Here is a 12,031-nt window from a genome sequence, read left to right as displayed (position 1 = left end):
TCTATTTTTTTATTGTTTTTTTATCCAATCTGTAATCACATCTAAAGCCATCGGAGAAAATGTTTGCTCTATTTCAGAATACTCGCCTAGAGAACCTCGAGTAGCTTCTTGGAATAAGTGATTAAGACTCTTAAGCTCCATTATTTCAACATTTGTATTACCCGCTTTATCCAGAGCAGTTTTAATAGCAGTAAGGTTTTCTTTTGAAAGCACTTGCAAATCTTTATCTCCATTTAACGCTAAAACAGAAATTTTTATTTTTTCTAAATACTCCGAAGGTCTGGATCTGATAAAACTTGCTACCTCATAAGAAGTAATCTGATTTACCAATGCCTTTCTTTGATTTTCAGGAAATAGATTGCCATACTTGTTTTTATAGAAAGAATGAATACTATCTTTTAGTGATTGATTATCCAGCTGGGCTTCCTTAATTATATCATAAGCTTCTTTTACTATTTTTTGTCCTTGCTGAATTTGAAGTTCATTCAATCCCATATCTTTTTCAAAAGCAGCTTTTTGAGAAAGCATTAATTGATCACCCGGAACGCCAGGAGCAGCTAATAATACTAAAAAGCTGATTTTTTTATTTTCCGAAGCTACTTTGGGAGCAACAATACCTCCAATACTATGACCAATCAAACCTATTTTATCATTATTGATCTCTTTTCTTTCTTTTAAGAAATCAATAGCTGATGTTACATCTAGTGAAGAAAGTTCGATGGTTATTTTACTAAAATCCCCAGCAGATTCGCCAACTCCTCGTTCATCGAAACGAAAAACTGCTATCCCATTTTTCGTTAAATGATCTGCCAATACTAAATAAGGTTTATGACCAAACATATCTCCATCCCTATTTTGTGGTCCACTACCACTTACAATAATCACCAAAGGGAATTGTCCATTTTTTTCTGGTAAAGTTAAGGTTCCTTTTAAGCTTACATTATCTGCATTACTCACAAAGGTTATTTCTTCGGAATAATAATTAAAAGGTGGTTTTGGCTCTTGCGGTCGGTTTAAAATAACGGAACCCTTTCTAAGGTTTAAAGGAATCGGAAAACCTCCTTGTTTCATATTCCCTATAATTTCATTGTTATCATTTAAACTTCCTTCATACGTTAGCTTTAGATCAGAAAAGGTGATGACTACAGAAGTATTATCAACTTTTGTATTACTTGCCTTAGCTCCATTTAAACCTTGCGCTGGTATATCCAAAGTAGTAGTATAAATTGTATCTACTTTTTCTATATGAAAGGCAATATCTAATTTACTACCTCTTATATCAACAGTACCTTTCCAATCTCCTGCTATATCCTGTGAAAATAAATACGTTGAAAAAATTAAAAACAATACAAGGACAATTTCTTTCTTTCTTAATAGAATCATTTCTTTACGTAAATAACTTATTCCATAAACCTATTTATGAAATATTGATTAGTATTTTGCTTCTAAAATTAAAGAATCATTTTGAAAAGTACAGATTTTAAGAAAAAACTCAATTAGGATCCATTCACATAAAGCAAATCTTCATCCTATTTACTATTGCCAAATAAAAGTATATACGCCTGTGGCATCATCAAATTCAAAATCAGCTTCTTGAATTTCAAAATCTGAGAATTGGACTACACTACAACACTCTCCTTTGGTTACAACAGTCTCTACACTTAGTTGGAAAAGCTGATCATTAGAAATAGTAACAGAAAGTGTTTTTCTTCCTGAAGAGATACTTTGTGAGCTGACTGTAATAATACTGCTATTATCAACATCATTTCTAAAAAAATCAATAGAGCTCTGATTAGCTAGATCTATTATACTAATATCCGAAATCGTTATTACACCGCTATCTAGTATATTATTGTTTTCAGTATCCAATAACTCAAAATTAAAAGTGGCGTTAGGAACACAAACAACTGCTTCACAATCATTTGAATCGCAACTATTGAAAAAACAAAAAATAAGTAATAAGAAAGTAATACTTTTCAGTTTCATGACTATGGTTTTTAAATTATATACTGTAGATATTGATTTTTTCAGAGAGTTGCTTCAGAATATTAAATTTTACCTAAACAAAACAAAAACATAACATAAAAAAAACTGCAACACTATTCGTATTGCAGTCTTCTTTTTATTTTAAAAGTGTTTTAAGCCGAATTTCGACTTGCATTGATATTCCCGAACAAAGAACGGGTTACCATCTTTTCGTACACCTCTAAATTTTCATCCTCTTCTCCGGATCTATTAATATCCTGAATCTTCTTTAGTGCATATTGCTGAATAGTAAGCAATGGTAATACGATATTTTCTCTTATTTCTATAGAAGCTTTTCCAGCTGGCTCATTTTCCATTAATTCTGAATATCCAGTTAACTTAAGCAATAGACGTTTAGTAAGTTCGTATTCATCATGTATGATATTCCAAAAAGCACCATACTCTTTATCATCTTTCATATATGCTGTTAATTGAAAGAATGATTTTGTCAAACTCATCATACTATTACCGACTAAAGCTCGGAAAAATGCAGATCCTTTATAAAGATTTATAATTTTATCGAATTCACCTTTATCTTCATATACTTTTAAAGCAGTACCTACTCCATAAAAACCAGGCACATTTTGCTTCAGCTGGCTCCAACTACCTACAAATGGAATCGCTCTTAGGTCTCCAAAATCTAAACTTGTACTCTTACTTCTTTTAGAAGGACGACTACCTATATTTGCTTTTCCGTAGTATTTAAGCGTACTCATATGCTCAAGATATGGTAAAAACTTAGGATGACTTTTGAAATCTACATACGTCTGATAACTAATGTCTGCTAAATTCTGCATCGTCTCTTTATTCTCCTTAGAGAAAAGGTTAGCTTCATTTACGGTTAGCTCATTTTCTACTCCAGCGCCAAGTAATTGTTCTAAGTTATATTGACAGGAATCTAATGTTCCAAAATTAGAGCTAATGGTTTGTCCCTGAACCGTAATTTGTATCTGCTCATCTTCAATTGTAGGACCCAGAGATGCATAGAACTGATTTGTATTTCCACCTCCTCTTGCTGGCGGTCCTCCTCTACCATCAAAGAATATAACTTTCACATTATACTTTCTGGAAATCTCTGTCAATGCTTCTTTTGCTTTAAAAATCCCCCAATTCGCCATCAAATATCCACCATCTTTAGTTCCGTCTGAGAAACCAAGCATAATAGTCTGCTTCATTCCGCGACGCTTAAGATGTTCCATATACTCTGGATTGGTATATAAAGTTTCCATTACATGGTGAGAAACTTTAAGATCAGGAACTGTTTCAAATAGTGGAATTACATCTACCGTTGGTTGTTTCCAATCACATAGACGTATCATAGCAAAAGCTTCCATAACATTCAGTACACTTCCGTTATTACTAATGATATATCGGTTTGACCCACGCTCTCCATTATTTTTTTGTATGGTTTTGATCGCATAAATAGATTCGATTGTAGCTCTTGCCATATCGTCATCTAAAACTGATGGATCTAAATTACCCGAAATGGTAGACAATACTTGGATTTGCTCCTCCTCTGATAAAGAAGCATAATCATCTGGAAAGAACCCTAATCCTAACTCATTGGTTTTTTTAACAATTTCCATCAACACTCCATGGTGCACTCGAGAATCTTGTCTTATGTCCAAAGTTCCAAAATGAAATCCGAATATCTTTACTTTATTAATAAGATCTTGTAATTCTTCTAAAAACAAAGATTGATGTTTACTTATCAGCTCTTCTCTTACCTCTAGTAATCCATTCATCAATGTATCAATAGAAAGAGGTTCGGCAGTTTTAGCATAGTAAAAATTATCGTATAACGCAGATTCCAAAACTCCTAATTTATCCTGAAGATTACCAAAAGTTATTCTACGTTTTAGCTTACGCATGTCACGATAGTAATTAATCAGAACAGTTTTACGAAGTCTTTTTGCTACTTTAAGCGTAGTTTCTGTAGTAACAAAAGGATTTCCATCTCTATCTCCTCCTGGCCAAAAACCAAGGTTTATCAAATCATTCTCAAGATCTTCTCCCTGAAAAATATTTTGTTGAATATAATTATATATCGTTCCTACCGAATGATAAAATACATTTTCTAAATACCATATCAAGCTTACTGCTTCATCATACGGAGTTGGTTTTTCTTTTTTAAAGAATGCAGTTTTTCCTAATTGCGCTAATAATCTCTTTATTTTCTGAGAATCATTCTCTCTGATTGCTGTATCGAGATCATGGATAATCCCTAAAACGGTACCTGGATAAAACTGAGTAGGATGCGCAGTTAATGTTGGACGTATCTTAAATCGTCTTAAGTATTCTTTTAACTCTTCTAATTGTCCTTTGGCTTGCGCTTCTTCTTTGATACTCCTTAGCGTACCACGACCATCCATATTATTTACTACAGGAAAAGCAGCATCTTCTATAGCATCAAACAATACTACTTGTCTTTCGATATATTGAATAAACCGAAATAATAAATCGTGCTTTTCTTTATCTGTAGGATTATCTCTATACGATTTGAAAAAACTTTCTACAATTTCTGTTGGAGTTTTCTTTTGATCATACCCTTTTTCGCATACTTCTTTAAAAAGAGGTAATAAAACACCTGTATTAGTAATTTCATCAAAAGGTAATGTAATAAATATACTGTTGTATATCTGGTATTTAGTTAGAACGTTGTGGTTAAAACGATCTATTTTTGGTTGTCTTGCCATAATTGTGGTTACGAATATGGTTGATTAATAAAATAAAATACAAGAAAAAACCCTCTAAGATTATTTCCTAAAGGGTTAATATGTTTGCATACAATAGCCCTTTACAAATCTTGGAAGATTGAATGCATTAAACGTTTTTTATCATTGATACTTTCTTCTAACGATATCATAGTTTCTGTACGATATACACCATCGATATCATCCAATTGGAAAATAATGTCTTTTGCGTGATTAGTATCCTTAGCTCTTACTTTACAGAAAATATTAAATTTCCCTGTTGTGATATGAGCAACGGTAACGAAAGGAATTTCTCTGATTCGTTGTAAAACGAATTTGGTCTGAGATGTATTTTGAAGATATATTCCCACGTACGCGATAAACGAATACCCTAATTTTTTGTAATCTAATGTTAAGGAAGAACCTTCGATAATCCCAGCCTCTTCCATTTTCTTTACACGTACATGAACAGTACCTGCAGAAATAAGTAATTTCTTTGCAATATCTGTAAACGGTGTACGAGTATTTTCAATCAACATATCTAATATTTGATGATCTACTTCGTCTAATTTAAATTTTGCCATAGTAATTCTAATAAATTTTCCCGATTAATTACATTGCAAAAATAACAGAAAAATAATGTTTTCACATATTTTTTTTCAACTTTTTGTTAATTCTGTTGAGAATAATTCATCATTTAAACGGAATTTTAACAACTCGTTTTCTGGAACTACCTCTACTGTAACGTTTTCGTTCTGTATTGTCCTTTTATCAGCGTTTATTTCTCTATGACCATAAAAATTTTGTAAATCTTCAATTTTAACAATTTTTGGAATGAATTTGACACTATTTTCTGACAATTCCTCAGTATATTGAATAGCAATGTCAACATTTTTTCCATTTAACATAGCATCTCTAACAATAATATCGTAGAAAAGCTTACCATTTTCAGGTATGTCAAAATATGTTTTATAATGATCTCCTTTAATTTCGTTCTTGGCGATATAAGAAACTGATGTCACTAAGGCGTAGAAAATATACTCTCTAGTTCTTTCTCTATCATAATCGTTATCGAAATGTCCAGCTTCAAACAAAATTGTAGGTACATTAAGCGTTGACAACGTATCGCCCACACAATTTATATTAAAACCATCATCATACCTCCCGATACGATTAGGAATAAACTGTTGTAATACAGTATTCATTTCTGCTATAATTTCCATAGCAATCTTACGACAAGTAGTGATGGTACGTTTTTCATCTCCCGCAGGAGATAAAAAAGAAACTGTTGCAGGATTCTTAGTTTCTCCTGCACTAAATATAGTACGCTGTCCGTGGAGATTAAATGCATAATCAGGTTGAATACTATCTATGAGTTCTCTTAATACTATACTCTCCTTCTGGGTCCTATTTTGAGCATCTCTATTCAGATCTACTTTATTATAATTAAGACGTGTATACAACCTAGCTCCATCTGGACTCAAAATAGGTATGATATATAATGTACAATGCTTTAAAATATCTTTTGATAACTCATTAAAGTCGTCGGACAACATTTTTAGAAAATCAAATATTGCTTTAGTTGTGGTACTTTCATTTCCATGCATTTGAGACCAGAAAAGCAATTTCTTGGAACCTGTACCTATTTTAATGAGATAAATAGGCTCATCATTTTCAGAACTTCCTAACTGTTCGATCTCTGCTTTCTGAGATATAGTATCTATCAGTGGTTTAATATGTTCTAAATGTATATATCGTCCTGATATTGCAGACTGTTTATAATTCGTAAACCAATCTTTTAACTCTTCAATTTTCATAAGTATAAATCTGGTCTAAAATTACTACTGTTTAAGGAAGAATCATAGAAAATAATATAAATTTTACAGATGTAAACTAACATTACTGTTACAAATGTAAACTAACCCAATTTACAATTGTATACGATGTGAATATTTGTATTGTTTACATAATTAAACAGTATTATAGTGAAAAGTACAGAAAAGTATTTCATGAAGCACTTTAATCAAGTAAGTTTTTAAAATTAATATTTAAATTACTTATTTTCAATACTTAAAAGCTATTTATTTAAAGTATCGGATTAATATTAAATATATTGAATTCGACTATATTTACAATTGTAAACTGTTATTTTAAATCATTTGTTTACCTTTGTAACCAATTAATTTATTTAATCTGGTTTACAATGGTAAACACTACTGCTTTTGGAAAAAGAATACAGGAAATCATGAAATTTTACCACGTTTCAGCTTCAGGATTTGCTGATGCTATGGGCGTAGGTCGTTCTTCTATTTCACATATTTTATCTGGAAGAAACAAACCGAGTTTAGATTTTGTAATGAAAATTACCGAAGCATATCCTGAGGCTGAATTATATTGGCTTCTATATGGAAAAGGTACTTTCCCAAAATCAGAAAATCCGATGGTAAAAGAAGAAAAAGTCAAACCAGAAAATGAGATAGTACCTTCCTCTACTCCTAATCCTATAAATGAATCGGTTTCAGAACAAGATCTTTTCTCTCAATCCGATACAAACGAAAAAGATATCAGTTCTGATCAAGTTACCACCCCTTCTTTAACTCAAAGTAAATCCAATTCTTCTCTTCCTAAAGAAATTGAAAAAATCGTTTTCTTTTATAAGGATGGCACCTTCGAAGTATACAACAATTAACTTCCTTTATATATTTCTGAAGAACTATGTGAAATTTGACGAAATAGATTTATTTTCGCGTAGCATCGTTTTTAATTCATTATGATTCGATTATTTTTTTTATTCCTTGCTTCTCTTCTATTTCTTGGTTGTTATCAGCAAGAACGAGATTGTCAAAATTTTCATACCGGAACTTTTGAATTCGAAACCTATCTTAACGGAGAATTAGCGAAAACTACTTTTGTTCGCAATGATTCTATAGAAATAGATTATTTTCTTGGTAAAAGTGATACGGCCACCATACGCTGGATTAATGATTGCGAGTATATTGTAAAAAAATTACATCCCAAAAATATGGCTGAAGAAAAAGCCATACATATGAAAATATTAACTACAGATGGAGACACCTACACTTTTGAATATGGTTTAGTAGGTGTTAAAAAAAACAAACAGAGAGGAACTGCTAAAAAAGTTAACTAATGCTCGAAATTTTTACAACTGCTGATGCTTGGGTTGCCCTACTAACACTTACTTTCCTAGAAATTGTCCTAGGAATTGATAATATTATATTTATCTCCTTAGCTTCTAGTAAATTACCAGAACAGCAACAGAAAAAAGCTACTAATATTGGATTGTTATTGGCAATGCTTATGAGAATTATATTGCTTTTTGGTATCTCATTATTAGTAGCCATGGAAGCTCCCTTTTGGCATATTAATCTTCCTTGGATTACCGCAGGAATAAGCGGTCAAGCCCTAATATTATTTGGTGGTGGAATTTTTTTACTCTACAAAAGTGTTCATGAAATACACGAAAAAGTAGATGAAAAAGGAGAAGAAGAAAAAGAAATTCAAGAAAAAAGTTCTAGCTCATTATCAAAAGCTATCTTGCAAATCACTTTAATAAACGTTGTTTTCTCATTTGATTCTATTCTCACTGCGGTTGGAATGACCAATGGATTAAGCGATAATCCTACTGATGCCCTAATTATTATGATCATAGCAGTAATTGTATCGGTATTGATTATGATGTTATTTGCTAATCCTGTTGGCCGTTTTGTAAACAAACATCCTTCTGTACAAATTTTAGGGTTATCTTTTCTAATTCTAATAGGATTTATGCTTATTGCGGAAGCAGCTCATTTAGCACATCTAAAGATTTTTGATACTGAGGTTGGTGTTATTCCTAAAGGATATCTGTACTTTACGATAGCGTTTTCTCTTTTTGTAGAGTTTATCAACTTTAAATTACGTAAAAAAGGATCCTTAAAGTAGTAACTTAAGATTTTACACTTGTTGCACATCAAAAATTATGACCAAACTAAAAGAATTAAAGGATCGTAGTGGAAATATCTGCGAACTATGCGGAAAATCAGATGACCTAGCTATTTATGAAGTCCCTAAATCTCCAAATGTGGGACTTGATTCTAGCATATTATTATGCTCAGTTTGTTCTGTACAAATTGAAGATTCATCTACTATGGATCCTAATCATTGGAGATGTCTAAACGACAGTATGTGGAGTCAAGTATCAGGAGTTCAGGTAATGGTATGGAGAATACTTCATAGGTTAAAATCAGAAGGATGGCCTCAAGATCTTTTGGATATGTTATACTTAGATGACGAAATATTGGATTGGGCGAAGGCTTCTGGAGATCATAATGACGAAAATATCGAAATTAAACATCTCGATGCAAATGGTGCTTTATTAAAAGCTGGTGATAATGTTGTTCTTATTAAAGATTTAAACGTAAAAGGAGCTACTTTTATAGCGAAACGCGGAACAGCGGTAAGAAATATCTCCCTAGTACATGACAATTCAGAACATATCGAAGGGAAAATTAATGGGCAACATATCGTGATTTTAACGAAATACGTAAAAAAATCATGAATCGAATAAAACTAAGAAAATTATCGAAAACTTTCTACTTAAACTTTAAGTAAATAAAACACCTTACATTTTTCAATATTTTTTGTCTTTTCTTGTTATTCAATAACATTGCACTTTATTAATCACAACTTACCTGCTATAAACTACCTCCCATTTATATATAACAGGTAAATTTTAAAGAAAAGAACTTAACCATGAAAAACAATGTTTTAGGATCATTATTTACAAAAATCCCTGGAGTACTAGTTTTGTTATGCTTTCACTTCAACATGTATACTACAAATGCGCAAACGTATTGTATACAACCAGGAGCAGATCAGATTGCTGGAGAAGAAGACGGTTTTAGATATGAACTATGGAATCAAAACTCACAAGGCACAGCCTGTATGACTTTAGGAAATGGAGCACTTTTTAGCGGAGAATGGAGTGGTATTTTAAACTATCTAGCAAGAAGAGGTCTTGGATATAACCAAACTCAAGAACATCAGGAAATAGGAGAATTTTATGCTACTTACAATTGTAATTATAATCCTTCTTCTGCTTCAGGAAACTCATATCTATCAGTATATGGATGGACTGTAGAGCCTTTAGTCGAGTATTATGTGATTGAAGATTGGCGAAATTGGATTCCTTCTATGGCAGATGGTGCTGAACTAAAAGGGTCTTTTGAAATCAATGGAAGTTTTTATGATATTTATGAAAACACCAGAGTAAACCAGCCTTCTATAGTTGGAAACACTACTTTTCAGCAATATTTTAGCATTCGAAGAGATCGAAGAACTGAAGGAAGCATTGATATATCAGAGCATTTCAGACAATGGGAGTCTATTGGTATGGATCTTGGAAAATTACACGAAGTCTCTATCGTTGTAGAAGGATATCAGAGTAATGGAAGTTTTGAATTTACAGAACTAGATGTATCGGTAGATAATACCGTTTTAGGTGTTGATGATTTACAAAAACCTAACTCCTATTTTGATATTTATCCTAACCCTGCAAAGGATGTAGCTCATGTGAATTTTAATATTTCTAATCAAGAAAAGAAACTTGAAGTTTACAATGTCTCTGGTAAAATTGTTTTATCCAAAAATTATGGTGCAACAGAAACCATTACGGAAATAGAAAATTTACCAAAAGGAATGTATTTTGTTGTTTTAAATACCAATAACAATAATGCAGCTAAAAAACTTATTATTCTTTAAGGCTTTAGCATTCATTGAACGCCTAGCGTTTTTTCGAAAATGTAAAAAAATAAACCGCTGATTAATAGCGGTTTATTTTTTTACATTTTCATCTTCTAATCCATAACAGAGTACTGATTTTTTTAGACCAAATATTCTACCATTTTTCACTTCATAATTAGCGTACAAATCACCATTCTTTCTAAACGCCTGTTGAATACCATCTTCTTTTCCCATATTCAGAAACATTTTTTTATAAAGTTCTCCTGTAGTATACCATTGTTTTTGCTCTCCGTGAGGTTTACCTCTATAATAATTTAAATGAGATATTAGCATATGATCTGTTTCTGCAGACCATATCTTCTTCTCTCCATGAAGTTTTCCGTTATGATAATTAGACACTTCTTTAAAATGTCCATCAGAATACCATAGGGTTGATTTGTTTTGTTTTTTTCCATTTAAAACACCTGTTCTTTCTTTTAACGTATCATTACTATGAAAACTAACAATATATCCAGAGTAGAACTCACCATTTAATAACCACTGAGATGTTTTATGATTATAGTTTAGATATGCTTTATGAACAGTTGTATCTGGTACTTCAACAAACCCCTCTTTAAGAAGATCAATCCCATTTTGTTTTGTTTTTATTTGTTCTGTACACCCTAAATTTAAAAGACACAACAGTAATACAACTAATCTTGCATGCTTTATCATTATTTCAAAACATGAAACACTCATTGTAAACAATTTAAAAAATAGCATTCGGTATTCCTTGTAAATCGCCCGCAAAAAGAGCAATAACATTTCCCAAATAAAATTCATTAACAATATGATAATGATAAAACTCTTCATCTCCACTATGCTGAGTTGTCCCCAAATGACCACCAGATTCGTCAAGATCATTTGGATAAGCTCCATCCATTTCTCTCCTGCCATATAATAAAAAACCATCGGACATTATACCTATTAACTTTTCATCATCATACGAAAGCTCCGTGTTTTCTGGTACATCATATGACTCTATATGGTAATGATAACCAGAAGGGCCATTATGTGCTCCTGCATAATCAAATGTTTCAACAATAACCTCTTCTAGAGGTCTATTTGGCCCTTCTAAATCATTAAAAATAGGGACACCAGTGACTGAAATACCTATAGCCCCTAACCCAGTTGCAGTACTTGTTGAAGCAATCTGTGGTGAAATAGGAACAGTTAATGAATAACTTCTATCTCCACCAATACGACCAGGAGTTAGAGCAACTGCTATCACAGGCTCAATATATAAGGGATTTGTTTCTTCCCAATATGGAGATGTATGATTAGGAAGACCATTTGATTCTATAGTAATCTCATCACCATCGAATGAGACAGTTACCGCATCTGGATTAAATTCATCAAATGCAGAAACAGGAGTGCTTCCACTATCAGGGTCTGTAACATTAGATCCATTATCATCACTTTTACAAGAAAATAAAACAAGCATGGTTAACCCAAATAATATTCTGAACCGAAAAAAAACAGATTTTGTCATAATAATTTATTTTAATTGATTTTTCTCTTTAGACAATCAA

General features: G+C 32.0%; 12 protein-coding genes. 5 read left to right on the top strand and 7 right to left on the bottom strand.

Features of this window, described 5'->3' with window-relative positions; all coding sequences use genetic code 11:
* Positions 1–9 precede the first annotated feature (9 nt).
* The 5 genes from Q1B37_RS04950 to Q1B37_RS04930 form a co-directional block, all read right to left on the bottom strand.
* Complete coding sequence (locus Q1B37_RS04950) at positions 10–1,383, bottom strand: alpha/beta fold hydrolase (RefSeq protein WP_299896141.1); 1,374 nt, start codon at positions 1,381–1,383, stop codon at positions 10–12.
* Positions 1,384–1,536: 153 nt separating this feature from the next.
* The gene (locus tag Q1B37_RS04945) at positions 1,537–1,986 is read right to left on the bottom strand and encodes a hypothetical protein (protein ID WP_299896137.1); all 450 of its coding nucleotides are present in this window, start codon (positions 1,984–1,986) and stop codon (positions 1,537–1,539) included.
* A 152-nt stretch (positions 1,987–2,138) separates the two neighbouring features.
* The gene (locus Q1B37_RS04940) at positions 2,139–4,721 is read right to left on the bottom strand and encodes a phosphoenolpyruvate carboxylase (RefSeq protein ID WP_299896134.1); all 2,583 of its coding nucleotides are present in this window, start codon (positions 4,719–4,721) and stop codon (positions 2,139–2,141) included.
* A 101-nt stretch (positions 4,722–4,822) separates the two neighbouring features.
* The gene (locus Q1B37_RS04935) at positions 4,823–5,302 is read right to left on the bottom strand and encodes a winged helix-turn-helix transcriptional regulator (protein ID WP_299601986.1); all 480 of its coding nucleotides are present in this window, start codon (positions 5,300–5,302) and stop codon (positions 4,823–4,825) included.
* Positions 5,303–5,377: 75 nt separating this feature from the next.
* Positions 5,378–6,535, bottom strand: a complete 1,158-nt coding sequence (locus tag Q1B37_RS04930; protein WP_299896132.1) for a M14 family zinc carboxypeptidase — start codon at positions 6,533–6,535, stop codon at positions 5,378–5,380.
* 386 nt (positions 6,536–6,921) lie between these two features.
* On the opposite strand from Q1B37_RS04930, the gene Q1B37_RS04925 reads away from it, so the two are divergent.
* From Q1B37_RS04925 to Q1B37_RS04905, 5 genes are all read left to right on the top strand, one after another.
* Positions 6,922–7,407, top strand: a complete 486-nt coding sequence (locus Q1B37_RS04925) for a helix-turn-helix transcriptional regulator (RefSeq protein WP_299896129.1) — start codon at positions 6,922–6,924, stop codon at positions 7,405–7,407.
* Between the two features lie 81 nt (positions 7,408–7,488).
* The gene (locus Q1B37_RS04920) at positions 7,489–7,866 is read left to right on the top strand and encodes a DNA topoisomerase IV (RefSeq protein ID WP_299601994.1); all 378 of its coding nucleotides are present in this window, start codon (positions 7,489–7,491) and stop codon (positions 7,864–7,866) included.
* Positions 7,866–8,660, top strand: a complete 795-nt coding sequence (locus Q1B37_RS04915; RefSeq protein ID WP_299896127.1) for a TerC family protein — start codon at positions 7,866–7,868, stop codon at positions 8,658–8,660. Before Q1B37_RS04920 ends, Q1B37_RS04915 begins: the two co-directional genes overlap by 1 nt.
* Before the next feature lie 37 nt (positions 8,661–8,697).
* Positions 8,698–9,276, top strand: a complete 579-nt coding sequence (locus Q1B37_RS04910) for an alkylphosphonate utilization protein (RefSeq protein WP_299896124.1) — start codon at positions 8,698–8,700, stop codon at positions 9,274–9,276.
* A gap of 194 nt (positions 9,277–9,470) precedes the next feature.
* Positions 9,471–10,478, top strand: a complete 1,008-nt coding sequence (locus tag Q1B37_RS04905) for a glycoside hydrolase family 11 protein (protein WP_299896121.1) — start codon at positions 9,471–9,473, stop codon at positions 10,476–10,478.
* Positions 10,479–10,550: 72 nt separating this feature from the next.
* Here Q1B37_RS04905 and Q1B37_RS04900 read toward each other — a convergent pair whose 3' ends face one another.
* Both Q1B37_RS04900 and Q1B37_RS04895 read right to left on the bottom strand, forming a co-directional pair.
* Complete coding sequence (locus Q1B37_RS04900; protein WP_299896118.1) at positions 10,551–11,198, bottom strand: hypothetical protein; 648 nt, start codon at positions 11,196–11,198, stop codon at positions 10,551–10,553.
* Positions 11,199–11,208: 10 nt separating this feature from the next.
* Positions 11,209–11,991, bottom strand: coding sequence for a YHYH protein (locus tag Q1B37_RS04895; RefSeq protein ID WP_299896116.1), 783 nt, complete (start codon positions 11,989–11,991; stop codon positions 11,209–11,211).
* Between the last annotated feature and the right edge of the window lie 40 nt (positions 11,992–12,031).

The organism is uncultured Aquimarina sp. (assembly GCF_947492965.1).
In the GTDB taxonomy this organism is placed as follows: domain Bacteria; phylum Bacteroidota; class Bacteroidia; order Flavobacteriales; family Flavobacteriaceae; genus Aquimarina.
Note: the sequence above shows the minus strand (reverse complement) of the source record. Positions and strands in the feature narration are given on the sequence as shown.

Bases quoted from the DNA above. Each gene is read 5' to 3' on its own strand.
- Q1B37_RS04950 (WP_299896141.1), bottom strand. From the start codon at position 1,383: ATGATTCTATTAAGAAAGAAAGAAATTGTCCTTGTATTGTTTTTAATT.
- Q1B37_RS04945 (WP_299896137.1), bottom strand. From the start codon at position 1,986: ATGAAACTGAAAAGTATTACTTTCTTATTACTTATTTTTTGTTTTTTC.
- Q1B37_RS04940 (WP_299896134.1), bottom strand. From the start codon at position 4,721: ATGGCAAGACAACCAAAAATAGATCGTTTTAACCACAACGTTCTAACT.
- Q1B37_RS04935 (WP_299601986.1), bottom strand. From the start codon at position 5,302: ATGGCAAAATTTAAATTAGACGAAGTAGATCATCAAATATTAGATATG.
- Q1B37_RS04930 (WP_299896132.1), bottom strand. From the start codon at position 6,535: ATGAAAATTGAAGAGTTAAAAGATTGGTTTACGAATTATAAACAGTCT.
- Q1B37_RS04925 (WP_299896129.1), top strand. From the start codon at position 6,922: ATGGTAAACACTACTGCTTTTGGAAAAAGAATACAGGAAATCATGAAA.
- Q1B37_RS04920 (WP_299601994.1), top strand. From the start codon at position 7,489: ATGATTCGATTATTTTTTTTATTCCTTGCTTCTCTTCTATTTCTTGGT.
- Q1B37_RS04915 (WP_299896127.1), top strand. From the start codon at position 7,866: ATGCTCGAAATTTTTACAACTGCTGATGCTTGGGTTGCCCTACTAACA.
- Q1B37_RS04910 (WP_299896124.1), top strand. From the start codon at position 8,698: ATGACCAAACTAAAAGAATTAAAGGATCGTAGTGGAAATATCTGCGAA.
- Q1B37_RS04905 (WP_299896121.1), top strand. From the start codon at position 9,471: ATGAAAAACAATGTTTTAGGATCATTATTTACAAAAATCCCTGGAGTA.
- Q1B37_RS04900 (WP_299896118.1), bottom strand. From the start codon at position 11,198: ATGAGTGTTTCATGTTTTGAAATAATGATAAAGCATGCAAGATTAGTT.
- Q1B37_RS04895 (WP_299896116.1), bottom strand. From the start codon at position 11,991: ATGACAAAATCTGTTTTTTTTCGGTTCAGAATATTATTTGGGTTAACC.